The sequence below is a fragment of the Pantoea sp. ICBG 828 genome, assembly GCF_002928355.1.
Lineage (GTDB): Bacteria > Pseudomonadota > Gammaproteobacteria > Enterobacterales > Enterobacteriaceae > Pantoea > Pantoea dispersa.
The window spans coordinates 441210-466924 of record NZ_POWN01000005.1; the positions used below are offsets into that span (position 1 = coordinate 441210).

At 53.2% G+C, this 25715-nt stretch carries 26 protein-coding genes, 1 other RNA gene and 1 pseudogene; 11 read left to right on the forward strand and 17 right to left on the reverse strand.

Features of this window, described 5'->3' with window-relative positions; all coding sequences use genetic code 11:
• Positions 1–58: 58 nt before the first annotated feature.
• The 9 genes from recO to rpoE form a co-directional block, all read right to left on the reverse strand.
• Positions 59–796 (reverse strand): DNA repair protein RecO, encoded by a 738-nt coding sequence (gene recO / locus C1Y43_RS14895; protein ID WP_058775641.1) that lies wholly within the window; start codon positions 794–796, stop codon positions 59–61.
• A 3-nt stretch (positions 797–799) separates the two neighbouring features.
• Positions 800–1702 carry a GTPase Era gene (gene era / locus C1Y43_RS14900; RefSeq protein ID WP_058758278.1) on the reverse strand — a complete coding sequence of 301 codons (903 nt, stop codon included), beginning with the start codon at positions 1700–1702 and terminating at the stop codon, positions 800–802.
• Positions 1703–1750: 48 nt separating this feature from the next.
• On the reverse strand, positions 1751–2431 hold the full coding sequence (gene rnc / locus C1Y43_RS14905; RefSeq protein ID WP_021506523.1) for a ribonuclease III: 681 nt from the start codon (positions 2429–2431) through the stop codon (positions 1751–1753).
• Positions 2432–2549: 118 nt separating this feature from the next.
• Positions 2550–3521, reverse strand: a complete 972-nt coding sequence (gene lepB, locus C1Y43_RS14910) for a signal peptidase I (RefSeq protein WP_021506522.1) — start codon at positions 3519–3521, stop codon at positions 2550–2552.
• Between the two features lie 9 nt (positions 3522–3530).
• The gene (lepA, locus tag C1Y43_RS14915; protein ID WP_031279376.1) at positions 3531–5330 is read right to left on the reverse strand and encodes a translation elongation factor 4; all 1800 of its coding nucleotides are present in this window, start codon (positions 5328–5330) and stop codon (positions 3531–3533) included.
• A 218-nt stretch (positions 5331–5548) separates the two neighbouring features.
• The gene (gene rseC / locus C1Y43_RS14920; protein WP_021506520.1) at positions 5549–6013 is read right to left on the reverse strand and encodes a SoxR-reducing system protein RseC; all 465 of its coding nucleotides are present in this window, start codon (positions 6011–6013) and stop codon (positions 5549–5551) included.
• On the reverse strand, positions 6010–6966 hold the full coding sequence (rseB, locus tag C1Y43_RS14925) for a sigma-E factor regulatory protein RseB (RefSeq protein WP_031279374.1): 957 nt from the start codon (positions 6964–6966) through the stop codon (positions 6010–6012). Before rseB ends, rseC begins: the two co-directional genes overlap by 4 nt.
• Positions 6966–7622 carry an anti-sigma-E factor RseA gene (gene rseA, locus C1Y43_RS14930; RefSeq protein WP_104188708.1) on the reverse strand — a complete coding sequence of 219 codons (657 nt, stop codon included), beginning with the start codon at positions 7620–7622 and terminating at the stop codon, positions 6966–6968. Before rseA ends, rseB begins: the two co-directional genes overlap by 1 nt.
• Before the next feature lie 27 nt (positions 7623–7649).
• Positions 7650–8228: an RNA polymerase sigma factor RpoE gene (rpoE, locus tag C1Y43_RS14935; protein ID WP_010617748.1), complete on the reverse strand. Its 579-nt coding sequence runs from the start codon at positions 8226–8228 to the stop codon at positions 7650–7652.
• A 442-nt stretch (positions 8229–8670) separates the two neighbouring features.
• On the opposite strand from rpoE, the gene nadB reads away from it, so the two are divergent.
• The gene (gene nadB, locus C1Y43_RS14940) at positions 8671–10278 is read left to right on the forward strand and encodes an L-aspartate oxidase (RefSeq protein ID WP_104188798.1); all 1608 of its coding nucleotides are present in this window, start codon (positions 8671–8673) and stop codon (positions 10276–10278) included.
• Here nadB and C1Y43_RS14945 read toward each other — a convergent pair.
• Positions 10275–11024: a tRNA1(Val) (adenine(37)-N6)-methyltransferase gene (locus C1Y43_RS14945; RefSeq protein ID WP_104188710.1), complete on the reverse strand. Its 750-nt coding sequence runs from the start codon at positions 11022–11024 to the stop codon at positions 10275–10277. The two genes, nadB and C1Y43_RS14945, sit on opposite strands and share 4 nt — an antisense overlap.
• 137 nt (positions 11025–11161) lie before the next feature.
• On the opposite strand from C1Y43_RS14945, the gene srmB reads away from it, so the two are divergent.
• Entirely contained in the window at positions 11162–12490 is a 1329-nt protein-coding gene (srmB, locus tag C1Y43_RS14950; protein ID WP_021506515.1) for an ATP-dependent RNA helicase SrmB, read from the forward strand.
• A 186-nt stretch (positions 12491–12676) separates the two neighbouring features.
• Here srmB and grcA read toward each other — a convergent pair whose 3' ends face one another.
• Entirely contained in the window at positions 12677–13060 is a 384-nt protein-coding gene (gene grcA, locus C1Y43_RS14955) for an autonomous glycyl radical cofactor GrcA (protein WP_021506514.1), read from the reverse strand.
• 263 nt (positions 13061–13323) lie between these two features.
• On the opposite strand from grcA, the gene ung reads away from it, so the two are divergent.
• Complete coding sequence (gene ung / locus C1Y43_RS14960) at positions 13324–14001, forward strand: uracil-DNA glycosylase (protein WP_058770869.1); 678 nt, start codon at positions 13324–13326, stop codon at positions 13999–14001.
• Positions 14002–14046: 45 nt separating this feature from the next.
• On the opposite strand, the gene grpE is transcribed toward ung, so the two are convergent.
• Complete coding sequence (grpE, locus tag C1Y43_RS14965; protein ID WP_031279366.1) at positions 14047–14625, reverse strand: nucleotide exchange factor GrpE; 579 nt, start codon at positions 14623–14625, stop codon at positions 14047–14049.
• A gap of 122 nt (positions 14626–14747) precedes the next feature.
• Here grpE and nadK point away from each other — a divergent pair, with 122 nt between their 5' ends.
• The 3 genes from nadK to bamE all read left to right on the forward strand — a co-directional run bounded on the left by nadK (position 14748) and on the right by bamE (position 17905).
• Entirely contained in the window at positions 14748–15626 is an 879-nt protein-coding gene (gene nadK / locus C1Y43_RS14975) for an NAD(+) kinase (RefSeq protein WP_058758272.1), read from the forward strand.
• Positions 15627–15711: 85 nt separating this feature from the next.
• Complete coding sequence (recN, locus tag C1Y43_RS14980) at positions 15712–17373, forward strand: DNA repair protein RecN (protein ID WP_058775634.1); 1662 nt, start codon at positions 15712–15714, stop codon at positions 17371–17373.
• Positions 17374–17557: 184 nt separating this feature from the next.
• Positions 17558–17905, forward strand: a complete 348-nt coding sequence (gene bamE, locus C1Y43_RS14985) for an outer membrane protein assembly factor BamE (RefSeq protein ID WP_021506509.1) — start codon at positions 17558–17560, stop codon at positions 17903–17905.
• Positions 17906–17955: 50 nt separating this feature from the next.
• On the opposite strand, the gene C1Y43_RS14990 is transcribed toward bamE, so the two are convergent.
• Together C1Y43_RS14990 and C1Y43_RS14995 are read right to left on the reverse strand one after the other, a co-directional pair.
• The gene (locus tag C1Y43_RS14990) at positions 17956–18246 is read right to left on the reverse strand and encodes an RnfH family protein (protein ID WP_021506508.1); all 291 of its coding nucleotides are present in this window, start codon (positions 18244–18246) and stop codon (positions 17956–17958) included.
• Positions 18239–18673, reverse strand: a complete 435-nt coding sequence (locus C1Y43_RS14995) for a type II toxin-antitoxin system RatA family toxin (RefSeq protein ID WP_021506507.1) — start codon at positions 18671–18673, stop codon at positions 18239–18241. Before C1Y43_RS14995 ends, C1Y43_RS14990 begins: the two co-directional genes overlap by 8 nt.
• A gap of 159 nt (positions 18674–18832) precedes the next feature.
• Between C1Y43_RS14995 and smpB the strand changes: the two genes are divergently transcribed.
• The 3 genes from smpB to C1Y43_RS15010 all read left to right on the forward strand — a co-directional run bounded on the left by smpB (position 18833) and on the right by C1Y43_RS15010 (position 21129).
• Positions 18833–19315 (forward strand): SsrA-binding protein SmpB, encoded by a 483-nt coding sequence (gene smpB, locus C1Y43_RS15000; RefSeq protein WP_021506506.1) that lies wholly within the window; start codon positions 18833–18835, stop codon positions 19313–19315.
• Positions 19316–19359: 44 nt separating this feature from the next.
• Positions 19360–19724: a transfer-messenger RNA gene (gene ssrA, locus C1Y43_RS15005) on the forward strand.
• A 175-nt stretch (positions 19725–19899) separates the two neighbouring features.
• Positions 19900–21129, forward strand: coding sequence for an integrase domain-containing protein (locus C1Y43_RS15010; protein ID WP_168715085.1), 1230 nt, complete (start codon positions 19900–19902; stop codon positions 21127–21129).
• A gap of 150 nt (positions 21130–21279) precedes the next feature.
• Here the strand turns inward: C1Y43_RS15010 and C1Y43_RS15015 are convergent, their stop codons facing one another.
• The 3 genes and pseudogenes from C1Y43_RS15015 to C1Y43_RS15025 form a co-directional block, all read right to left on the reverse strand.
• Positions 21280–21690, reverse strand: coding sequence for an H-NS family nucleoid-associated regulatory protein (locus C1Y43_RS15015; RefSeq protein ID WP_104188800.1), 411 nt, complete (start codon positions 21688–21690; stop codon positions 21280–21282).
• A 411-nt stretch (positions 21691–22101) separates the two neighbouring features.
• Positions 22102–22386: pseudogene (locus C1Y43_RS15020) on the reverse strand (hypothetical protein); the annotation flags it as partial.
• A gap of 75 nt (positions 22387–22461) precedes the next feature.
• Positions 22462–23220, reverse strand: coding sequence for an alpha/beta fold hydrolase (locus tag C1Y43_RS15025; RefSeq protein ID WP_104188713.1), 759 nt, complete (start codon positions 23218–23220; stop codon positions 22462–22464).
• Positions 23221–23372: 152 nt separating this feature from the next.
• Between C1Y43_RS15025 and C1Y43_RS15030 the strand changes: the two genes are divergently transcribed.
• Together C1Y43_RS15030 and C1Y43_RS15035 are read left to right on the forward strand one after the other, a co-directional pair.
• Entirely contained in the window at positions 23373–24059 is a 687-nt protein-coding gene (locus C1Y43_RS15030) for a hypothetical protein (RefSeq protein WP_104188715.1), read from the forward strand.
• 166 nt (positions 24060–24225) lie between these two features.
• Positions 24226–25644, forward strand: coding sequence for a sugar porter family MFS transporter (locus C1Y43_RS15035; protein ID WP_199189154.1), 1419 nt, complete (start codon positions 24226–24228; stop codon positions 25642–25644).
• Positions 25645–25715: the final 71 nt, after the last annotated feature.

The window sequence follows — 25715 nt, forward strand, 5'->3', positions numbered from 1 at the left end:
CAATCCTTAAATGTGTTCAGTATGTTTGCAGTGTAACGCGCAGAGCCTGTCAGGTGCATCACCCGCGCTCGTCGTTTGCCACGTTCGGTCGTTTTTTCGGCACAAACTGACGGAACAGCTCCTGGCTCTTCAGCGGCTTACCGCCCAGATAAGGTTTCAGTGCCATGCGCGTGAAGCGTTTGGCGGCACGCAGCGTGTCGGCGTCGGGAAATTCGCGCTCCCACAGCGCGCGCAGCTGGCGGCCGGTGAAACTGCGCTGATTGACCACCAGACTGGCGATAAAGCCTTTCTCTTCGCGATAGCTGTAGGTCATGCTGTCGTCAACCGCCTCGCCGCTGCCGGCGCAGTGCAGAAAGTCAACGCCGTAGCCCAGATGGCCCAGCAGTGCCAGCTCAAAACGGCGCAGCGCTGGCTCGGGCGAACCATTGGCCGCCGCCAGCGTCTGGATACAGGAGAGATAATCGAAGAACAGTTCGGAGAACGGGATTTCCTGCTCCAGCACCCGCGACAGCAGCTCGTTAACATACAGGCCGCAGTAGAGCGTGATGCCGCTGAGCGGCAGCGCCAGCGATACCGCTTCAGCGTTACGCAGGGTTTTGACTTCGCCACGGCCGCCCCAGCGCACCAGTAGCGGTGTGAAGGGTTGCAGTGCGCCTTTCAGCTGGGAACGGCGCGAGCGTGCGCCCTTGGCAAGGACGCGGACGCGTCCCTGACTTTCGCTGAACAGGTCGAGCAGCAGGCTGGTTTCGCTGTAAGGGCGACTATGCAGCACAAAGGCGCGTTGCCAGCCTTCCATCAATTAGTCGTCTGTATAACCCAGGCTGCGCAGCGCACGTTCGTCGTCCGCCCAGCCCGATTTCACTTTGACCCACAGCTCGAGATGGACTTTCGCCTCGAACATCTCTTCCATGTCTTTACGCGCTTCGATACCGATGGTTTTGATTTTGGCACCTTTGTTGCCAATCACCATCTTCTTCTGCCCTTCGCGCTCGACCAGAATTAAACCGTTGATGTCATAGCCGCCGCGCTCGTTAGAGACGAACTGCTCAATCTCCACGGTAACCGAATACGGTAACTCGGCGCCGAGGAAGCGCATCAGTTTTTCACGGATGATTTCTGAGGCCATGAAACGCTGCGAGCGATCGGTGATGTAGTCTTCCGGGAAGTGGTGATCCGACAGCGGCAGGCGCTTGCGGGCAATCTCCGCAATCGCATCCACGTTTTTACCGGTTTCGGCGGAGATCGGCACGATCTCGAGGAAGTTCATCTGCTGGCTGAGGAACTGCAGGTGCGGCAGCAGGATGCTTTTATCCTGGATGTTGTCGACTTTGTTCACCGCCAGCACCACCGGCACTTTGCCGTCACGCAGCTTGTTCAGCACCATCTCATCGTCGGGCGTCCAGCGCGTGCCTTCCACCACAAAAATTACCAGCTCAACGTCACCGATGGAGCTGCTGGCAGCACGGTTCATCAGGCGGTTGATCGCCCGCTTCTCTTCCATATGCAGGCCGGGTGTATCCACGTAGATCGCCTGATAAGCGCCTTCGGTATGAATACCCATGATGCGGTGGCGCGTGGTTTGCGGCTTGCGCGAGGTGATCGACACCTTCTGCCCCAGCAGCTGGTTCAGTAAGGTGGATTTGCCGACGTTAGGCCGGCCGACAATCGCGATAAAGCCGCTGTATGTTTCGAGTTCGCTCATTCGGGTCCTGATTGGGCAGCCTCACTGCTGAGGCTGCGAAATGACAATTTATTCGAGGCCGAGCTTGATTAACGCCTGTTCGGCGGCGGCCTGCTCTGCTTTACGGCGGCTGGAGCCCACGCCCACTACCGGTTCAGCCATCCCACTCACCTGACAGTGAATGGTGAATTCCTGATCGTGCGCTTCGCCACGCACCTGTACCACCAGATAAGACGGCAGCGGCAGATGACGACCCTGCAGATACTCCTGCAGGCGCGTTTTCGGATCTTTTTGCTTATCGCCCGGGCTGATCTGCTCGAGGCGATTCTGATACCAGTCGAGAATCAGCTTCTCGACCGTCTGAATGTTGCTGTCGAGGAAGATGCCACCGATCAGCGCCTCGACGGTATCCGCGAGGATGGATTCCCGGCGGAACCCGCCGCTTTTCAGCTCGCCCGGCCCCAGACGCAGACATTCGCCCAGCTCAAACTCGCGCGCCATTTCGGCCAGCGTGTTGCCGCGCACCAGCGTAGCACGCATGCGGCTCATGTCGCCTTCGTCCACGCGCGGGAAGCGGTGATACAGCGCGTTGGCAATCACATAGCTGAGGATAGAATCGCCAAGAAATTCAAGACGCTCGTTATGTTTGCTGCTGGCACTGCGGTGAGTCAGAGCCTGCTGCAGTAATTCCGGATGAGTAAAAGTGTAGCCCAGTTTGCGCTGCAGCTTGTTAATGAGGATGGGGTTCATGCGATTCCAGTTGTTCTGTGCGTCTGTGACTCTGCATACCAAACAGGGCTGAAGTTCCAGCACGTTCTGTTTGGTGTGCAGTGGCTCCCTGACTCGCAGGAAGCCAACCGTTTTTAAATCAGTGGATACCGCCAATGCGACTCAGTCGTACGCCGGTCGGCCACTGTCCTTCCTGTTTCTCAAAGCTCATCCAGATAGCAACCGCTTTGCCGACCAGATTCTTCTCGGGCACAAAGCCCCAGTAGCGGCTGTCGGCGCTGTTATCACGGTTATCGCCCATCATGAAGTATTGCCCCTGCGGCACAATCCACGTGGCCTGCGGCTGACCCGGCTGCTGATAATACATGCTCGCCTGGCTCTGCGCTTCGTTCACCAGCAGGATATCGTGCGTGACGTTGCCCAGCGTCTCTTTGCGCGTGCCAAGACGCAGGCCGCCACGCAGCGTTTCGCCCTGCGGCACCTGGTAGAAACCGTTGCCGGTTTCGTTACCATCAAAGCCGCTGAAGGTCTGGATGAAATCGCTCGGCTCAATGTTGGTATAGGTCACCGGCAGCGCCGTGTCACACTTGCCCGTGCCGCAGCCTGGGTTAATGGTCAGGGTTTTGCTGTAAGGATCAAACACCACTTTGTCGCCCGGCAGACCGATCACGCGCTTGATGTAATCCACGCTCGGATCTTTCGGGTATTTGAACACAGCGACATCTCCGCGCTGCGGATGGCCGGTCGGGATCAGCGTGGTTTGCGTGATCGGATCTTTGATGCCGTAAGCAAATTTCTCCACCAGGATGAAGTCGCCAATCAGCAGCGTCGGCATCATCGAGCCAGAAGGAATCTGAAACGGTTCGAAGATAAACGAGCGCACGATCAGTACCACCGCCAGCACCGGGAACACCGACGCTGCGGTTTCAACCCAGCCTGGCTGCGCGGCCACTTTGGCCAGCGTTTTGCTGTCGAGCGAATTACCTGCCTGAGCCTGTGCCGCCGCCTGCTTTGCCCGGCGCGCCGGGGCCCACTTAAAGCGATCGATACACCAGATGATGCCGGTTAACAGAGTGGCAATCACCAGAATCAGGGCAAACATGTTAGCCATTAAAGTTCCTTATTTGCTGTCTTTACCGACATGCAGAATGGCAAGGAATGCTTCCTGCGGCAGCTCAACGTTGCCGACCTGCTTCATTCGCTTCTTACCTTCTTTCTGCTTCTGCAACAGCTTTTTCTTACGGCTGACGTCACCGCCATAGCATTTCGCCAGGACGTTTTTACGCAGCTGCTTCACTGTTGAGCGAGCGATAATGTGGTTGCCGATTGCTGCCTGAATCGCAATATCGAACTGCTGGCGCGGGATCAGATCTTTCATCTTCTCCACCAGCTCGCGGCCACGATACTGTGAGTTATCACGGTGCGTAATCAGCGCCAGCGCATCAACGCGTTCTGAGTTAATCAGGACGTCGACGCGCACCATGTCAGAGGTCTGGAAACGTTTGAAGTTATAGTCCAGCGACGCATAGCCGCGCGACGTTGATTTCAGACGGTCGAAGAAGTCGAGTACCACTTCTGCCATCGGAATCTCATAGGTCAGCGCAACCTGTTTGCCGTGGTAAACCATGTTAGTCTGCACACCGCGTTTTTCGATACACAGCGTAATGACGTTGCCCAGAAACTCCTGCGGCAGCAGCATATGACACTCAGCGATCGGTTCGCGCAGTTCAGCAATATTATTCAGCGGCGGCAGCTTCGATGGGCTGTCGACGTAAACCACTTCTCCGTCAGTGGTTTCCACTTCGTACACAACCGTTGGCGCGGTGGTGATCAGGTCGAGATCGTATTCACGCTCCAGACGCTCCTGGATGATCTCCATGTGCAGCAGGCCGAGGAAGCCACAGCGGAAGCCAAAGCCCAGCGCGGTGGAACTCTCTGGCTCATAGAACAGCGAGGCGTCGTTCAGGCTCAGCTTGCCTAATGCATCACGGAAAGCTTCGTAGTCGTCGGAGCTTACCGGGAACAGACCGGCATACACCTGCGGCTTCACTTTTTTGAAGCCCGGCAGCGCTTTATCCGCTGGATTGCGCTGCAGCGTCAGGGTATCGCCCACCGGCGCGCCGAGGATGTCTTTGATGGCGCATACCAGCCAGCCTACCTCGCCACACTTCAGCTCGGTACGGTCAATTTGTTTTGGCGTGAAAATGCCGAGGCGGTCAGCGTTGTACACCTGTCCGGTACTCATTACCTTCACTTTATCGCCTTTACGCAGCGTGCCGTTTTTAATACGGATCAGCGACACTACACCGAGGTAGTTATCAAACCAGGAGTCGATGATCAGCGCCTGCAGCGGGCCTTCCGGATCGCCTTCCGGCGGCGGAATATCCCGCACCAGACGCTCCAGCACATCCGGTACGCCGACGCCGGTTTTCGCCGAGCAACGCACCGCATCCGCGGCGTCAATGCCGACGATATCTTCAATCTCTTCCGCCACGCGCTCCGGGTCGGCCGCAGGCAGGTCGATTTTGTTCAGTACCGGTACCACTTCCAGATCCATTTCCATGGCGGTGTAGCAGTTCGCCAGGGTCTGCGCTTCAACGCCCTGACCTGCATCAACCACCAGCAATGCCCCTTCACAGGCCGCCAGCGAGCGGGAAACTTCATAAGAGAAGTCAACATGGCCTGGGGTGTCGATAAAATTGAGCTGGTAAGTTTCACCGTTTGGCGCGTGGTAATCGAGCGTAACGCTCTGCGCTTTAATGGTGATGCCGCGCTCGCGCTCCAGATCCATCGAATCCAGAACCTGCGCCGCCATCTCACGATCGCTCAGGCCACCGCAAATCTGAATCAAACGGTCAGAGAGCGTTGATTTGCCGTGGTCAATGTGAGCGATAATGGAGAAATTTCGTATGTGCTTCATTTATATGAATATCTTCACGTAGAAAATCAGTTGAAAACGTGAGCACAGACACATTCAGGCAAGTGAGCTTTACCCGGAACCCTGTCAGCCTCATTAATGACGACGCATATTACACTGTTAACGCCGCGCGTTAAAGAATGGAACTGCGGGGAATCGCAACAGAATTCAGCGATTAAGACGAAATGAAAAGGCCGCGCAATACGCGGCCTGAACGGGGATCAACTGTGGTTTTCCACCCGTAGCGCATCAGGCGGGAGCGCAACGCTGAGAATCACCGGCTGGAACGCTTCGCGATCGCCAAACCGGCTGGAAACCCCTTTGGCAACAATAAAGCCGCCAACGCCACCCAGCAGCGCACCGCAGGCCGCCGCGAGGTCGCTGTGGAACAGCATCTGGAACAGGCCCGCGACCAGGAACAGACCAAACAGTGGCGTCATATACACCAGCAGCGCAGAACCGAGCAGGCTGCTTTCGCGAATGCCCAGCTCAATACGCTGGCCCGGCTGTAGCGGCTCCGGACTGGCGATGGTCATTACATGGGCGTTTTTCGGTCCCAGCTGGTTGAGCGCATGGCTGCCGCAGCCTTTGCGCGCTGAACAACTGTTGCAGGAGGTTTTCGCTTCCGAATGCAGAGTAGCGACGCCCTCTTTCCATGCCACCACGGTGGCCCATTCTCTCATCATTTTGTGGCACCTGAATCTATGCTGTCCGCGATACGTTTGGCAGTGGTCGGCGGCAATTCGCCCACCACGGTAATTTCACGATTATCGCGCACTTCGGTCTGCACCGTACGACGCCCAGTGCGCAATGACTGTGGCGAACTGCTTTTATCGGCAGGCGTGATGTTAATAGCGAAGCTGAACAGGCCATCGCTGTACAGACGGGATTCTACGGTTTTGTTCATCGCCGGAATATCACGCCGGCTTTGCGAAATCAGCTTCATACCGGCCGGCAGCCAGCCCGGTTGCCAGCTGAGCTGCACTTTGTCGCCTGCCGGTAACGACAGCGACGGCGGCAGGTTGGCTTTTTCCAGCCCCTGCATCAGATTGCGTACGCCTTCATCGACGGCAAAACTGATGACGCGGAACTGCTCCAGCGTCTCACCGTCGCGATCCAGCAAATCAATCCGCAGCGGCAATTTGGTATCGACGTCCAGCCACACCACGTAGCTGTAACGCGTGCCGTCACGCGACACGATGCGCACCACTTCGCACATCTGATCGGCCATGCGGGAACGCCCTACCGGAATAAAATCGTAGGCATCGCCGAGGCGCGAGAAGTCAGCGAACATCAGCGCCGGCAGCGCATCAATAATGTGGTTGCCCGGCAGCGAGAACGGATCGAGACCCGGTTCGAAATAGCTGATGTCGTTGCCGCGCTGGATCACCTCACGGCGCGGTCCGTCCATCTGTAATAGCTGAGCGAACACGCGATTGTCGATGACCGCATGGCGGTAACGCAGGGATTCAATGCCCAGACGTGAGACATTGATATAGGCGAATTCGTAGTTAAGGTTCTGGCTGGCCTGCTCCATCTGCTGTAACAACGCCCCGGACGCAGATGTCTGCGCCGGGGCGGTAGATGACCAAAGCAGGCTGCCTGCCAGCAGGCTAACGGCACACCAAAGCTGCTTCATTACTGCTGTTGAGTTCCTAACGACTGAGTTCCGGGAACGTTAGCCTGCGCCTGTTGCGGCGCATTGCTTTCAAACTGCACCTGATCGGCATGCAGACGGCGTTGCAGTTCGTAATCCTGCAGCATGGCATTCACGCGTCGACGCTGCTCCTGCACCTGCTGATTTGAGCTGTTGGTGTCAAAAGCATCAGACGGCACGCCCAGGCTGACCGGTGACGCTTTACCCATCATCGGTAAGGTATTAAAGGCTGGTGCATCCGAGGTTTCCGTCGCACTACCCGCTGGTGAGCTGTTGTAGTGCTGCACACCGACGATCACCGCCAGCGACACACAGGCCGCCACACCAATCTGCGTGACCTGAGCAACCCAGCCGCCACCGTGACGCCAGAATGGCATTTTCTGCCAGCGCGACGGCTCCGGCTGTGCTTCCGGGATCAACGAAGTCACTTTGCGCACCGGCTCGTTTTCGATCGCGGCAGCAACGCGTGCGGAGATATCAAAATGCAGCACTTCGCCCACATCGCCCCGCAGGGTGTCGCGGATCAGATGGTAGCTCTCCCAGCTTTTTTGTAGATCTGCATCCTTCGATAACGACGCCAGCAGCTCGTTATCTAAAGTTTCACCATCCATTAAAGCGGAAAGTTTTTCTTTCTGCATGTTTTGGTACCCTTCCAGTAGCCGTTATCACTGACGTTGGATAAGCGGTTGAACTTTATTATCAATGGCTTCCCGGGCCCGGAAGATACGTGAACGTACGGTACCTACCGGACAATCCATGATGGCGGCGATCTCTTCGTAACTCAGACCATCCAGTTCCCGCAGGGTGATGGCCATACGCAGATCTTCAGGCAACGCCTCAATCGTCCGAAAAACAATTTGTTTCAGTTCGTCTGACAACATTAAGTTCTCAGGGTTCGAAATTTCTTTTAGCGCACCCGCACTTTCGAAATTTTCCGCGTCAATCGCGTCCACATCGCTGGACGGCGGCCGACGCCCCTGAGCCACCAGATAATTCTTCGCGGTGTTGACCGCAATGCGGTACAGCCACGTGTAAAAGGCGCTATCACCCCGGAACGACTCCAGTGCGCGATACGCTTTAATGAAAGATTCCTGAACCACATCAGGCACATCGCCTGACGGGACATAACGTGAAACCAGGCTCGCCACTTTATGCTGGTATCGGATAACCAGTAAATTAAATGACTTTTGATCTCCTTTCTGAACCCGCTCAACGAGAACCTGATCCGTTAACTGCTCGCTCATCCGAGGTAATGTCTCCCCAAATCTCTTTTATGCGTAAGTGAACTGCCAGCACATCTCATTTATTGTGAGCAAGCATGCGCTTAGAGTCCCATTCTGGCCTGAAGTTCACCACGACCTGATATTTTCTGTACCGGTGCCCTGACATCATTGTTGTTGATGGTCTTTCAGTGTAGCGATTTACCGCACTGGTGGTGTCGTTGGCGGCACCGATAATCGCTGGCAGAGTACCCTATGACGCCGCATTTTTCACCTTTATTCCCTGAATTTTCAGCGTGTTTGGTATAAAAAACACTAATCGCTTATTTTCAGACATAACTTACTGAAATCGCATTACAATCTGATTATTGCGTCGAATTATCCCGCGTTTTTTGTTCAAAATACTTCACACCAGCAGCGTCCGGGCTTATGCTCGGGGGACCTCTTGTTTAGTAAATTAAACACCATGAACCCCATTCCCGATCATAGCTGTGATGTACTGATTGTTGGCAGCGGCGCGGCCGGTTTATCTCTGGCGCTGCGGCTGGCACCGCATTATCAGGTAACGGTGCTGAGTAAAGCGCAGATTAGCGAAGGCTCCACGCTGTATGCGCAGGGCGGGATTGCGGCGGTGTTTGATGAGAACGACAGCATTGAATCACACGTCGAAGATACGCTGGTTGCCGGTGCAGGCCTGTGCGATCGCGAGACGGTGAATTTTATCGCCAGCAATGCGCGCCCGTGCGTACAGTGGCTGATCGATAACGGCGTGGCGTTTGATCGCGAGCCCCAGGATAACGGTAACGCGCGCTATCACCTGACGCGCGAAGGCGGTCACAGCCATCGCCGTATTTTACACAGCGCCGACGCTACCGGGCGCGCGGTCGAAACCACGCTGGTCAGCCAGGCGCTCAGCCATCCCAATATTCGCGTTATTGAGCGTGCCAACGCGGTGGACTTAATCCTCTCTGATAAAATTGGCCTGCCCGGAACGCGGCGCGTGGTGGGCGCATGGATCTGGAATCGCAATCGCGAACAGGTTGAAACCTGCCGCGCCCGCAGCGTGGTGCTGGCCACCGGCGGTGCGGCGAAGGTATATCAGTACACCACTAATCCGGATGTCGCTTCCGGCGACGGCATCGCGATGGCGTGGCGCGCCGGCTGCCGGGTGGCCAATCTGGAGTTCAATCAGTTTCACCCTACCTGCCTGTTTCATCCGCAGGCGCAAAACTTTTTGCTGACCGAAGCGCTGCGCGGCGAAGGTGCCTGGCTACTGCGCCCGGACGGTTCGCGCTTTATGCCGGATTTCGATGCGCGCGCCGAACTGGCACCGCGCGATATCGTGGCGCGCGCGATCGATCACGAAATGAAGCGTCTGGGCGTCGACTGCATGTATCTCGACATCAGCCATCAGCCGGCCAGCTTTGTGCGTGCCCACTTTCCGATGATTTATGACAAGCTGCTGACGTTTGGCCTCGATCTGACACAGCAGCCGATTCCGATTGTGCCCGCCGCACATTACACCTGCGGCGGCGTGATGGTGGATCGGCATGGTCGCACCGATGTCGACGGGCTGTATGCGATTGGTGAGGTCAGCTACACCGGTCTGCACGGCGCTAACCGCATGGCATCGAATTCGCTGCTGGAGTGTCTGGTGTATGGCTGGTCGGCGGCCGAAGATATTGTGCGCCGTCTGCCGCAGATGCACGCCGTCGATCACCTGCCGGCGTGGGATGAAAGCCGCGTCGACGATGCCGATGAACGGGTGGTGATTCAGCACAACTGGCACGAGCTGCGGCTGTTAATGTGGGATTACATGGGCATCGTGCGTACTACCAAGCGGCTGGAGCGCGCCCTGCGCCGCATCACGCTGCTACAGCAGGAAATTGATGAATACTATGCGCACTTTCGCCTCTCCAACAATCTGCTGGAGCTGCGCAATCTGGTACAGGTGGCAGAGCTAATGGTGCGCTGTGCGCTGGCGCGCAAAGAGAGCCGCGGGCTGCACTTCACCCGCGACTATCCGCATACGCTGCCCGAGGCACAGCCAACGGTGCTGCAGCCGGTAGCCTAGCGGAACAGATAGAAATCGGTTACCAGGCTCAGCCAGTCCGCCGAATAGCTTTTATCCTCATCACGAATGGCGAGACGCTCCTGCACGAGTTCGCCTGCGGCAGGTGAAAAGCCCAGCACCAGCCGGTTCGGCGGTCGCTGCGCGTAAGGTGCCACATCATAGCGATAACGCAGATGCCAGCCTTCGGCGCGCGCCAGTGCAATCAGGTTTTCGCCGGCATCCGCGGGCAGCACCACGCAAAACAGCCCCTCTTCTTCAATCAGCTGTGCCGCACAGCGCAGCAGGGTGGGATGATCAAGCGTTGCCGTGCTGCGCGCAGTATCGCGCTCGACGCTGGCCGAGGCCATACCCGGGGTGAAAAACGGCGGATTGCTGACAATCAGCGAGTAGCGTTTTTCTGCCTGCTCACTCCAGCTGACGATGTCCTGCGCATGCACCGTGATGCGATGCGCCCACGGCGACGCGGCGACGTTCTCCTGCGCCTGCGCGGCGGCGCTGCACTCCAGTTCGACAGCATCGATACTGACGTCATCCGGCGTGCGCTGCGCCAGCATCAGCGCAATCAGGCCGCTGCCGCAGCCGATATCCAGTATACGCCGTACGCCTGCCACCGGCGCCCAGGCGCCGAGCAGCACCCCATCAGTGCCGACCTTCATGGCACAGCGATCGTGCGCGACAAAAAATTGCTTAAACGTGAACCCATCTTTTCTTAATATCGCCCGCGCTGGCGGTTGCGGCTGAGACATGCTTAACGACCATTGAATTTGCTCCTGCCGGAAGTGTAACGTGGTCGCGAAGTGAATTCACCTTCACCTGTGCAACACAAACAGATGAAGATTGTGGCTGAACTGTCTATAATCAGCGCCCCAAACTGAGGTAGACCATGACCGTAACCACATTCTCCGAACTCGAACTCGACGAAAGCCTGCTGGAAGCCCTGCAGGATAAAGGCTTCACGCGCCCGACTGCCATTCAGGCTGAGGCCATTCCTGCCGCGCTGGAAGGCCGTGACGTTCTGGGTTCGGCACCAACCGGAACGGGGAAAACCGCAGCCTACCTGCTGCCCGCTTTACAGCACCTGCTCGATTTCCCGCGTAAAAAATCAGGGCCGCCGCGCATTCTGATCCTCACGCCGACGCGTGAACTGGCGATGCAGGTTGCCGACCAGGCGCGCGAGCTGGCCAAACATACCCATCTCGATATCGCCACCATCACCGGCGGCGTGGCCTATATGAACCACGCGGAAGTGTTCAGTGAAAATCAGGACATCGTGGTCGCAACCACCGGCCGCCTGCTGCAGTACATCAAAGAAGAGAACTTTGACTGCCGCGCGGTAGAAACGCTGATTCTGGACGAAGCCGACCGCATGCTGGACATGGGCTTTGCGCAGGATATCGAGACCATTGCCGGTGAAACGCGCTGGCGCAAACAGACGCTGCTGTTCTCGGCCACGCTGGAAGGCGACAACATCAAAGATTTCGCCGAGCGCCTGCTGAACGATCCGGTAGCGATTGAAGCCGATCCGAGCAAAAGCGAGCGCAAGAAGATTCAGCAGTGGTATTACCGCGCCGACAATCTTGAACACAAAACCAAACTGCTGGTGCATCTGCTGAAGCAGCCGGAAGTGAAGCGCGCCATCGTGTTCGTGCGCAAACGTGAACGCCTGCATGAGCTGGTGACCTGGATGCACGAAGCCGGCCTGCGCAGCAGCTACCTCGAAGGCGAAATGGTACAGGCGAACCGTAACGAAGCGATCAAACGCCTGAATGACGGTCGCGTTAACGTGCTGGTCGCGACCGATGTCGCCGCGCGCGGTATCGACATTGATAACGTCACCCACGTCATCAACTATGACTTACCGCGCACCGCCGATGTCTATCTGCACCGCATTGGCCGTACCGGCCGCGCCGGACGCAAAGGTACCGCGATCTCGCTGGTAGAGGCACATGATCATCCGCTGCTGGGTAAAATCAGCCGCTACGTCAACGAGCCGCTGAAATCGCGCGTAATCGATGAGCTGCGTCCGGAAACGCGTGCACCGAGTGCTAAAGTCACCGGTAAACCGTCGAAAAAGGCGCTTGAGAAGCGCAAAGAGAAGAAAGCGAAAGAAGAAGAGAAACCGCGCGTGAAGAAACGTCACCGCGATACTAAAAATATCGGTAAACGCCGCAAACCAAGCGGCAGCAGCACACCGGAGAGCGGTGCGGAATAAAACAGCATCGCGGCAATTAAATCGCCTCCCTGAGGCGATTTTTTGCTTTCTGGCCTGCTGAAAAAGCACTTTCGCGGCGTAAAATCTCTCAACCTGCCCTCTTCGCTCTTCAGGAAATAAAAAAAGCCGCGCCAGTAAGCACCGGCGCGGCTTGTATTGCTGTATGCGTTTTCGTCAGCCGATCAATTACAGGCTTTCGGTAAAGGTACGGGTGATAACGTCACGCTGCTGTTCTGGCGTCAGCGCGTTAAAGCGCACCGCATAGCCCGACACGCGAATGGTCAGCTGCGGATATTTTTCCGGATGCTTCACCGCATCTTCCAGCGTTTCACGGCGCAGCACGTTAACGTTGAGGTGCTGACCGCCTTCAACGCGCACCTGCGGTTTCTGCTCCAGTGGAATTTCACGGTAAGCAATCTCGCCAAGGTCGCTGACTGCAACAACCTGATCTTCCGTGAAATCGCCTTTTGCGCACAGGCAGCGGGCTTCGGCTTTCTCATTGTCCAGCAGCCAGAACGAGTTCAGCAGCTGCGGATTTTGTGCCTGAGTAATTTGAATACCGGTAATCATAGAGGCCTCCAGGGCTTAGCGCTGCGGCAGGAGCACAGCGCGGTTCTTCGGGTTATGTGATGCTCTGGTATATCACCGCGCTGACCGGCTCGTTTTGACCTGTATCAATTTCGTCCGGCCAGAATTTTTGCCCCCACTCTAATAAATTGATTTATAATAATTTTTATCATTAACTTTTTCTGTAATTGTTCAACTTATTTTTACCCTTCTGCTGCCCCGCCGGACACGCTAAGCTAAAGGCATCAATTTGCAGGGAGTCAATGATGGCTGAGAAGCTGACCTGGCACGATGTGCTGGCTGAAGAGAAAGAAAAACCTTACTTCGTGGAAACGCTGAAAGCGGTAGCCGAAGAGCGAGCAGCGGGCGTGACGGTCTATCCGCCGCAAAAGGACGTCTTCAACGCGTTCCGTCTCACCGAACTGGGCGATATCAAAGTGGTGATCCTCGGTCAGGATCCCTACCACGGCCCGAATCAGGCGCATGGCCTGGCGTTCTCGGTCCTGCCGGGCGTGGCCATTCCGCCGTCGCTGCTGAATATGTACAAAGAGCTGGAACAGGACATTCCTGGCTTTCAGCGTCCGCAGCACGGCTTTCTTGAAAGCTGGGCGAAACAGGGTGTGCTGCTGCTGAATACGGTGTTAACCGTGGAAGCCGGCAAAGCGCATTCGCACGCGCGTTTCGGCTGGGAAACCTTTACCGATAACGTGATCAGCGCCATCAACTCCCATCGCGAAGGGGTGATTTTCCTGCTGTGGGGATCGCACGCGCAGAAGAAAGGCAGCATTATTGATACGCAGCGTCATCACGTACTGAAAGCACCGCATCCTTCGCCGCTATCGGCGCATCGCGGCTTTTTTGGCTGTCAGCATTTTTCCAAAGCCAATGCGCTGCTGAGCCAGGCCGGCCAGACGCCCATTGACTGGACGCCGGTGCTGCCCTGAAAACACAAACGGCCGCATCAGCGGCCGTTGTTGCACGGGAGCGGCTTAGCCTTTGGCTTTCGATACCGCAACCATCGCCGGGCGCAGCAGGCGACCGTTGAGGGTGTAACCGCGCTGCATCACCATCAGCACGTGGTTTGGCGCCACTTCTTCAGACTCCATCATCGACATCGCCTGATGTACGTCCGGGTTGAACGGCACATTAGTTTCGCCCACCACTTCCACGCCGAACTTGCGCACCGCACCCAGCAGTGATTTCAGCGTCAGCTCGATGCCTTCAATCATCGATGCCAGCTCGGTATTCTCTTTATCCGCCACTTCCAGCGCGCGCTCCAGGCTATCAATCACCGGCAGCAGCTCGTTGGCAAACTTTTCCAGCGCAAACTTGTGCGCTTTTTCCACGTCCATTTCGGCACGGCGACGGATGTTTTCAATCTCAGCCTGCGCGCGCAGCTGGGCGTCACGCACGCCACCCTGCGCCTGCGCTAATTCCGCTTCCAGCTGGGCGATACGCTCATCACGCGGATCCACCTCAGTTGCTGTCTCCGCTTCCGGCTGCTGTTGTTCCTGTTGAATTTCGTCTGAGACTTGCTCGTTTGGGGTGTTCTGTTCTTTACTACTCATGAATTTCTCCGCGTTTTGCACATTCATCTCGCTGGTTGGCTTATTATGGGGATCAGTTTGACGGTTTCAAGTGAACCCATCACATTGCCTGGCCGTTTTGGCTTATGAGGAACACCCGCTAAATGAACAAACACTTTAACTGCATTGGGATCGTCGGTCATCCGCGCCATCCCACTGCGTTAACCACCCATGAAATGCTCTGGCGCTGGCTGACTGACAAAGGCTATGACGTGATCGTGGAACAGCAAATCGCCCGCGAGCTTAATTTGCAGGATGTGCGTACCGGCAGCCTGGCGGACATCGGCCAGTACGCCGATCTGGCGGTGGTGGTCGGCGGCGATGGCAACATGCTGGGCGCCGCGCGCGTGCTGGCTCGTTACGACATCAAGGTGATTGGCATCAACCGCGGCAATCTCGGCTTCCTCACGGACCTCGATCCGGATAACGCGCAGCAGCAGCTGGATGACGTGCTGCAGGGCGATTATTTCGTGGAAAGCCGCTTTTTGCTGGAAGCGCAGGTATGCAAAGAAGAGTGTTCGCCGCGCATCGGCAGCGCCATCAATGAAGTGGTGCTGCATCCGGGCAAAGTGGCACACATGATTGAATTTGAAGTCTATATCGACGAAGTGTTCGCCTTTTCCCAGCGCTCGGACGGGCTGATTATCTCCACGCCAACCGGTTCAACCGCCTATTCGCTTTCGGCGGGCGGGCCGATATTAACGCCGTCACTTGATGCGATTGCACTGGTGCCGATGTTCCCGCACACGCTGTCGGCGCGTCCGCTGGTGATCAACAGTAGCAGCACCATTCGCCTGCGTTTTTCCTCGCTGCGCAGCGACCTGGAGATCAGCTGTGACAGCCAGATCGCCCTGCCGATTCAGGAAGGGGAAGATGTGCTGATTCGCCGCAGCGCCAATCACCTCAATTTAATTCATCCCAAAAATTATAATTATTTTAATACCTTAAGCTCAAAACTCGGATGGTCAAAAAAATTATTCTGAAAAGGCCTGCCGGCTACTTTACTGGATAAAAAACCAGTTTATACTGTATGAAAAACCATATCTGTTTTTACATACAGGTGATTGTATGCTGGCACAACTGACCATCAGTAATTTTGCAATCGTTCGTGAACTGGAGATCGACTTTCATCGTGGCATGACAGCGATCACCGGCGAAACCGGCGCAGGAAAATCCATCGCGATTGATGCGCTGGGCCTGTGCCTTGGCGGCCGTGCTGAAGCAGACATGGTGCGTCAGGGGGCCAGCCGCGCAGATATCTGTGCGCGCTTCCAGCTGAAAGCGTCACCCTCAGCCCAGCGCTGGCTGGCGGAGAACCAGCTCGACGACGGCAACGAATGCCTGTTGCGCCGCGTGATCAGTGCCGATGGCCGCTCACGTGGCTTTATCAACGGCACGTCCGTACCGCTGTCGCAGCTGCGCGAACTCGGTCAGTTACTGATTCAAATCCACGGTCAGCATGCGCATCAGCTGCTGCTTAAAACCGATCACCAGAAACACCTGCTGGATGCCTACGCCGCGCACGACGATCGGCTGGCGGAGATGCGTCAGCACTATCAGCGCTGGCACCACAGCTGCCGCGCGCTGGCACAGCATCAGCAGCTGTCGCAGGAGCGTGAAGCCCGCCGCGAACTGCTGCAGTATCAGCTGAAAGAACTCAACGAATTTGCGCCGCAGCCAGGCGAGTTTGAGCAGATTGATGAAGAGTACAAGCGCCTGGCGAACAGCGGTCAGCTGCTGTCTACCAGCCAGCAGGCGCTGCAAATTCTTGCCGACAGCGATGACACCAACCTGCAAAGCCTGCTCTACAGCGCGCGTAATATGCTGAGTGAGCTGGTCTCGCTGGATGATAAAGTCAGCGGCGTATTTAACCTGCTGGAAGAAGCCGCGATTCAGCTGAGTGAAGCCAGCGATGAGCTGCGCCACTACTGTGAACGGCTCGACCTCGATCCTAATCGCCTGTACGAGCTGGAGCAGCGTCTGTCGCGGCAGATTGCGCTGGCACGCAAGCACCATGTTTCACCGGAAGCGCTGCCGGTACTGTATCAGCAGCTGCTGGATGAAGCGGAACAGCTGTCGCAGCAGGAGAGCGATCAGGAAAGCCTGCAGAGCGATGTCGTGGCTCATCATCAGGCCGCGCTGGCCTGCGCTGAAGCCCTGCATCAGCAGCGCGTTGCCTCGGCGCAGGAGCTGAGCCAGCTGATCACGCAAAGCATGCGCACCCTCGCCATGCCGCACGGTGAGTTTGCCATCATGCTGGAATTCAATGCCGATCAGCTGACGGCCGAAGGTGCCAGCCGTATTGATTTCCGTGTCACCACCAACCCGGGCCAGCCGCTGCAGCCGCTGGGTAAAGTGGCCTCAGGGGGTGAACTGTCACGTATTGCGCTGGCGATTCAGGTGATCACCGCACAGAAAATGGAAACTCCGGCGATGATTTTCGATGAGGTAGACGTCGGCATCAGTGGTCCGACGGCCGCTGTCGTTGGCCAGATGCTGCGCCAGCTGGGCGAATCGACTCAGGTAATGTGCGTAACTCACCTGCCGCAGGTGGCGGGCTGTGGTCATCAGCACTTCTTCGTCAGCAAAGAGACCGACGGTGCGATGACCGAAACCCACATGCAGCCGCTGGATAAGCGTGCGCGTCTGCAGGAACTGGCGCGCCTGCTCGGCGGCAGCGAAGTCACACGCAACACGCTGGCGAACGCAAAAGAACTTTTAGCAGCCTGACACCGCACTTTTTTGCGGCCTGGTGGTCATATGCTTGCTCTGTAGAGGTTTCCAATAGCTCAAAGGTTTATTATCATCGGCAGTCATATCGCCATAATAAAGCCTGCCGTATGCAGAGTTCAGAATTTGATGGCAACAAAACTGCCTGATGAAAGGCGTTTGGCCCCAGAAAAGGAATGTATAGATGCGCTGTAAAACGCTGACTGCCGCGGCAGTGGTAATGTTGATGATGACCGCCGGATGTTCCACCCTTGAGCGCGTTGTGTATCGTCCGGATATCAATCAGGGGAATTACCTGGTCGCCAACGACGTTTCGAAGATTCACACCGGCATGACGCAGCAGCAGGTTGCCTACACGCTCGGTACGCCGATGATGCACGACCCGTTTGGCAGCAACGTCTGGTATTACGTGTTCCGTCAGGAGCCAGGTCATGAGAGCGTGAAGCAGCAGACGCTGACGCTGACCTTCGACAGCAACGGTACGCTGACCAACATCGATAACAAACCGCGCCTCACCGGCACTGAAGACTGAGTGAGCCGCAACAAAAAAGGCGCCTGAGCGCCTTTTTTAATGCCTGTAATTTACTTTTTTGTTGCCGCGCGCTCTGCCCGCTGGCGCCGCATCTCTTTTGGATCGGCAATCAGCGGGCGATAAATCTCTACCCGATCGCCATCCTGCAGCGTATCGCTCAGCTTGACCGGACGGCTGAAAATGCCGACCTTGTTGCTGCTCAGGTCGATATCTTTGCGCAGCGTCAGCAGTCCGGATGCCTGAATCGCCTGCTCAACCGTCGCGCCCTCTTCCAGGCTAACCTCACGCAGATACTGCTTATCCGGCAGCGCGTACACCACTTCAACGCTGATGTCAGCCACGGTAAACCTCTTTGGCGCGCTGGGTAAACGCCTGCACCATGCTGTTGGCCAGCTCTTTGAAGATGCGTCCAAACGCCATCTCGACCAGCATATTGGTGAATTCAAAGTCGAGGCTGAGCTCAACCTTGCAGGCATCGTCGCCGAGCGAGATAAATTTCCAGCCGCCGGTCAGCTTGCGGAACGGCCCGTCGACCAGCTGCATATGAATGCTCTGGTTATCGGTCAGGGTGTTACGCGTGGTAAAAGTTTTACTGATGCCGGCTTTAGAAACATCCACCGCGGCGGTCATCTGGTTACCGCTGTTATCCAGCACGCGGCTGCCGGTACAGCCCGGAAGAAATTCAGGATAAGCATCCACATCATTCACGAGCCGGTACATCTGCTCAGCGCTATACGGGACCAGCGCTGAACGGCTAATCTGGGCCATAATGGTTCCTGTTGGTCACAAAACCGTTGAATTATACCATTTTAAGCTACCAAACAAAAATTCACGCCTTTGCCAGCTGTGCTAAAATAGTGTGTTTTTTACCGCCCCGCAGGACAGGGGATGCGCCCACAGACTGAGTGATGTAGACTACGCCGCACTATGACAAAGAAAAAAGCTCACAAACCCGGTTCAGCCACTATTGCCCTCAACAAACGCGCTCGCCATGAATACTTCATTGAAGAAGAGTTCGAGGCCGGCATGGCGTTGCAAGGATGGGAAGTCAAATCACTGCGCGCCGGTAAAGCCAACATCAGCGATAGCTATATTTTGCTGCGCGATGGCGAAGCCTATCTGTTCGGTTCCACTTTTCAGCCGCTGGCGGTGGCATCAAGCCACGTGGTGTGCGATCCCACGCGCAACCGCAAGCTGCTGTTGAACCAGCGTGAACTGGACTCCCTGTACGGCCGCGTTAACCGCGAAGGTTACACCGTGGTCGCGCTGTCGCTGTACTGGAAAAACGCCTGGGCCAAACTGAAGATTGGTGTGGCACGCGGTAAGAAAGAACACGACAAGCGCGCGGACATCAAAGATCGCGAGTGGAAGATGGACAAAGCACGAATTATGAAGAATGCCAGCCGTTAAGCACTGGAATCTTTTATGATTTTTTGCTAGAGTAAGAAGTTCTTGGGGCTGATTCTGGATTCGACGGGATTCGCGAAACCCAAGGTGCATGCCGAGGTGCGGTAGGCCTCGCTAAAAAACCGCAAAAAAATAGTCGCAAACGACGAAAACTACGCTTTAGCAGCTTAATAACCTGCTTAGAGCCCTCTCTCCCTAGCCTCCGCTCTTAGGACGGGGATCAAGAGAGGTCAAACCTAAAAGAGATCGCGTGGATGCCCTGCCTGGGGTTGAAGCGTTAAAACTAATCAGGCTAGTTTGTTAGTGGCGTGTCTGTCCGCAGCTGGCAAGCGAATGTAAAGACCAGACTAAGCATGTAGTACCGAGGATGTAGGAATTTCGGACGCGGGTTCAACTCCCGCCAGCTCCACCAAAATTCTTTCGCGGCGATACCAGAATCGTCCGCTGAAGTCCTGAAAGCCCGCACGGCACAAGCCCTGCGGGCTTTTTTGTGTTCTACGCGATTTCTTAAGAGTTGCTAGAGTCCACGCCTTATGACACCCTCTTTTGGGCCCACCAGTGTGGGTCCAAAATCAGAGGGTCCAAAAATGCCTAAGGTCGTCACAAAGCTGAATGATACCCAAATCAGGAACACCAAGCCCGGCGAGAAGGAAGTGAGTCTCTTCGACGGCGAAGGCTTGTTTGTGCGAATCTCACCATCAGCAAAAGGTGGTAAGAAAAACTGGTATTTTAGATACACAGTACCGACGACCAGAAAACGCACAAAAATGAGCTTGGGTACTTACCCTCATCTCACCCTAGCTCAGGCCCGCTCTCTAAGAGACCAGTACCTCGCCCTTCTCGCCCAGCAGGTTGACCCACAGCAGCATAATGCTGAGAAAGCAAATGCTTTAAAAGCGGCTACTGAACATACATTGCAGGTAGTTGCAAAAAAATGGTTGGATGAGAAGAAAAGAACTTCAGGGATCACGAATGACCATGCAGAGGATATCTGGCGTAGCCTTGAACGAAACGTCTTTCCTGGACTAGGAAATGTTCCGATAAAGGAAATTCGTCCTAAACTCTTAAAGCAGCACTTAGACCCAATTGAGCAGCGTGGAATTCTTGAAACGTTAAGGCGTGTGATTTCCCGATTGAATGAAATTTTCCGTTGGGCGGCTACTGAGGAACTGATTGAGTTTAATCCTGCTGATAACCTCGCACAGCGTTTCACTAAGCCTAAAAAGCAAAATATGCCTGCATTACCTCCGTCTGAATTACCCCGTTTCCTGGCAACGCTGAACAATGCTTCAGTACGTATGGAGACAAGGCTGCTGATTGAGTGGCAATTGTTAACATGGGTTCGTCCGGGCGAAGCTGTTCGAGCAAGGTGGGCAGACATCGATACAGACAATAGTCTATGGACCATTCCTGCCGACTTTATGAAAATGAAAAAAACTCATAAGGTTCCTTTGAGCAAAGAGGCTTTGCGTATTCTTGATAAAATGAGGCCGCTCAGTGGACATAGAGAGTGGATTTTCCCCAGCATTAAAGCACCACTTCAACATATGCATGAACAGACAGCTAATGCCGCTATTATTCGCATGGGTTTTGGAGGCGAGCTTGTAGCTCATGGTATGCGTTCGATTGCGAGAACAGCAGCCGAGGAGTCTGGTAAGTTTAGATCTGAAGTTCTTGAAGCAGCGCTTGCCCACTCCAAGAAAGACGAAATTGTTGCAGCGTATAATCGCGCGGAGTATCTCGCCGAACGAAACGCACTTATGCAGTGGTGGAGTGATTATGTGCAATCTCAAAAGTTTAAAGCGATTGCTGCATAAATAGCATTTTTATCACTTTAATTTTAATATATGTAATAGAAATACTTTTGAATCTAAATGTGATTTTTTAGCTCTTCTTAATACAAACGACAATAACAACCGTCAGTAAAATTTCTGCCGGTTGTCATTAACGGAATGACTCAGATAATTTTACAGTAAGAATTCATCAAGACTTTTACCGTCATCAACAGCTTTTTTTATAGCTTTAGGCGTTCGCCCCTGCCCTGTCCAACTTTTCTCGTTACCATCTTCATCTGTGTACCTATATTTCGCAGGGCGAGGATTACGACTGGATTTTCTCTTTTTGGTAGTTGAAGGTGGGGTCGAGTTGATAAGTAATTCCTGAGGATCAATCCCATCGGCTAAAAGTTGTTCGCGGATAGCAAGAAGTTTTACTTTTCTCTCTTCTCGCTCTTTCAAGCCCGATTCTTCTTCATGACGCTTTTCTTCAACGATTGCTGTCAGCTTTTCAAGAATTTCTTCAAGAATTTCCAGAGAGGTTCCACGTGCTTGTGCTCTTAAGGTTCGGATACTACCAAAAAGTTTAAATTCTCCACTCATTGCAAAATTTCCCATATTAAAACTTATGAATTACTACAAATACTTCACAGTCTGATTCTAGTCGAATAATGCTGATAGTCACCTACTAATACCAAATTTATGTAAAAAAACTAATTCATAAGCTTTTACTATAATTAAGCGCAGGAATTAATCCTTTTTAATTATTTAATACCTTTCATTAAGCGTAATAAGATTTAATATCATTCGCTTTAAGCTTTCATATTTGAAAATGCTTACTACCCCTCCACCTGCTTAACTGAGAAGCATATCTAAGATAACAAGTATCTTTCAGGAGACATTTGAAAATGCTATTACTAGCTCTCATAGCCTGCCAGAAATCATTCTGTTGCCGTAGGGTAATGTGCTAAGAAAAAGTTAAAGCACGAAGAGTTACAAAGACTAGCCAGCATGCCTGACCAGTGTGGCATGCATTGAGCTTTTTACCCTATGAGCATTTCGCCAGGCCCGAAGGTCACCAAGAAGATAATTGACTCGCTGATTGCGGGCTTTGCTTCCAGAAGAATAGTACTGAACATAATGCGGACCATCTCCCTTCTGACGATAACGAGCCAGGGTTTTAACACTGACTCCCAGATAAAGCGCAGCTAAATCTACTCCAATAGTGGCATCATCCGGCATGTCATTGAACAAACGCCAGACATCTGACATCTCTCTTAAATTTTCAATAGCACTCATGTTTGATTCCATAGTTATCAAAATTGGTGTGTATTTTTTAAAGCCCATAATCCTTTTTCAAAAAATCATAAAAACCTATCTTTGAGCTACCTTCACAAATTCTATAATTTCACGAGATAAATCATCCGGGCATTTTAATGGAAGCAAATGGCCACAATCATTGATAACCCTGAATGAATAAGGATTAAAATAGACTAAAGTACTTCTGATTTGCTCCGTGATATTTGGAACACTCTTATCGTCATTGCCTATTATCAATTTAACGGGGAGCCTGACCTTATCAAAAACACCTTCAAAATTTTCCTGACTTCCGCTATCTGCCCACTTATTGAATGCTTCACAATCAGCTCGCAAAGTGTCTTCAATAGCGAGTTCTTCAAATGCCTGCTTTAGAGGCTGAGAACAGGATCCATTAACAAATGCTTTGGCTTCAGCTGCACTACCCGTCCATTCTTTCTGTTGCAGGTATTGTTGGACAGTCATAGGCTGTGGAGTGAGAGGCGAAGGAGCAACAAGCACAAGTCCGCTGATTTTCTCTGGAGACTGCAAAGACATTATAGAGGCAATTTTTCCTGACATCGAATGTCCGATTAAAAATGGTTTTTTAATATTAAGGTTTTCAATATTTTCCCATAAAGCTTCTGCCTGCGACTGGATACTCATATCCTCTAAAGACTCAGAGTCGCCAAAACCTGGCATATCAAAAGCAATGCAGTCATAGTCGTTTTTAAGATTTTCAATCACAGGATACCAGGTTCTCGCAGAACCACCCAGATAATGCATAAAAACCAGAGCAGGCCCTTCCTGATTTCCCTGACGAGTAAAACTAAGCATTTGTAACCTCTTACAGAACCTGAATTTTTATTTTTAATTAACAGCTGCATTTTAGTCTAAACTCACAATGGCGCAATGTCTGGCTGCACATATAATCTGTTAAATAATATTAATCATAATTTTTCATGTAATTTGTTTTAGGGAGCAGGCTCTTGGACAATGAAAATTACCTTCAGAATGTGTACACCAACCGTTCGCATGAGACTATCCATGAATGGTTACTTGAACTGCAAAACAACTTTAACGAAAAGGATGTGGCTTTTTATCCTGAAAAATTGTTAGCACTGACAAGTGGGATTCAGCCCGAACTTAATCCGCAAATCAGAGCGCTGTTGTCTGATCTTAGATCACTGACAAATGTTGATCCTCTTACAGAAGTTATGAGAGAAGAAAATTTTCACATGACATTTCTTGCCGTGACTCAATCCATCTACGAATCCTATGAAGATACTGCTGACATTGCCGATCTGATCGAGCGATTCAGCCTGATTATCAGAAACAGCACTCTTAACGTTAAAGAGCTTCAGCTTGTAGCACTTCCTAATCAGCTGTTACTGGCCGGAATTCCAGACAACAACTCAATCAGCCTGCGACAAATTTTCTGGAACGATCTTATGAGTTCTGACTGGCAGTCAAAACTGCAGGACCGATATCCGGGAAAAGCTTTACCCCCAGATTTCTGGCATACAACAATAATGAGGTATAAATCGAAAAAACTGCCACCGCTTGTCAGGGAATACTTCCTATCGAATTCTGATATGAGGTATGGAGAAATTGAGGGAAAGATAAAACTGGTACTTGCTCCGTATAACTGGAACAACCCTTTGAATATTATTTAACCATAATCGGCTTTGAGCATGGTGAGGATCAGCTTTGAGATCCTCATCACATTAACAACAGATTTAGCTGTAAAGTCCATATCTTGAGAGAGGGGCGCTCTAATCCTGACTGTATCCGCTGCGTAAGCTTAAGCACTATTACATGCTGTATGAGCGGAGCTTAATGATGTCTCATGTAAACCAGACCGTCACGTATGGTATTGACCATAAGTCAAAAGTCAGAAGAATGAATCTCTTTGTATCCATATCCGCTGCCCTTGCCGGGCTTCTGTTCGGGCTGGATATCGGGGTAATCTCAGGTGCCCTGCCTTTCATAACTAAACATTTTCAGTTAACTAGCCATGAACAGGAATGGGTTGTCAGCAGTATGATGCTGGGAGCTGCGATTGGAGCTCTCTGTAACGGCTGGGTTTCACATCGGCTGGGAAGAAAATACAGCCTTATGGCTGGAGCCATACTCTTCATCGTGGGTTCCCTTGGGTCGGCCTTTGCCACAAGTGTTGAAGTTCTGCTTACATTCAGGGTTCTGCTCGGGCTGGCCGTTGGTATTGCCTCCTACACTGCTCCCCTCTACCTGTCAGAGATGGCAACAGAGAATGTTCGTGGGAAAATGATTAGCCTCTACCAGCTCATGATTACCTTCGGTATTGTCGTGGCTTTCCTTTCGGATACTGCATTCAGTTACAGTGGCAACTGGCGGGCAATGCTGGGCGTTCTCGCTATACCAGCGGTGGTACTTTTTGTCATGGTTATTTTCCTGCCTAACAGTCCCCGCTGGCTGGCTTCAAAAGGTCTGCACGTTGAGGCGGAAGAAGTACTCAGAATGCTCAGAGACACATCTGAGAAAGCACGACAGGAGCTGAATGAGATAAGGGAAAGCCTCCGTATGAAGCAGGGAGGGTTTGCTCTTTTCAGGAAGAACAGCAATGTGAGACGCGCCGTGTACCTCGGTATGTTGCTTCAGGGTATGCAACAGTTTACGGGTATGAACATCATCATGTATTACGCTCCTCAGATTTTTAAAATGGCTGGATTCCAGAGTACTCAGGAGCAAATGGTTGCGACCATAGTGGTTGGCCTGACCTTCATGTTTGCTACCTTCATTGCGGTTTTCACCGTTGATAAGACGGGAAGGAAGCCAATCCTAAAGATTGGGTTTAGTGTAATGGCATTCGCCACTATGGTTCTGGGCTACTGCCTCATGAAAGCGGGTCAGGGAAATATCAGTACAGGCCTGTCATGGGTATCAGTGGGTATGACAATGTTGTGCATAGGCGGCTATGCAATGAGTGCCGCTCCGGTAGTTTGGATACTGTGTTCTGAGATACAGCCTCTGAAATGCCGTGACTTCGGGATTACCTGCTCAACGACGACTAACTGGGTTGCCAACATGATCATTGGAGCAACCTTCCTGACACTTCTGGGTAGTATTGGGGCTGCAGGAACGTTCTGGCTGTATACCGGCTTCAACCTGGTCTTTATCGTGATAACTTTTCTCCTGGTCCCTGAAACCAAAGGGGTCACTCTTGAGCATATTGAAAAGAATCTAATGTCTGGCAAAAGGCTTCGCGATCTTGGCCAGTAAGTTCAGACCTAATAAAAGCCAGTCATTCATTGCTGGCTTTTATTATTAAAAAAAATCACACATTAAGTATT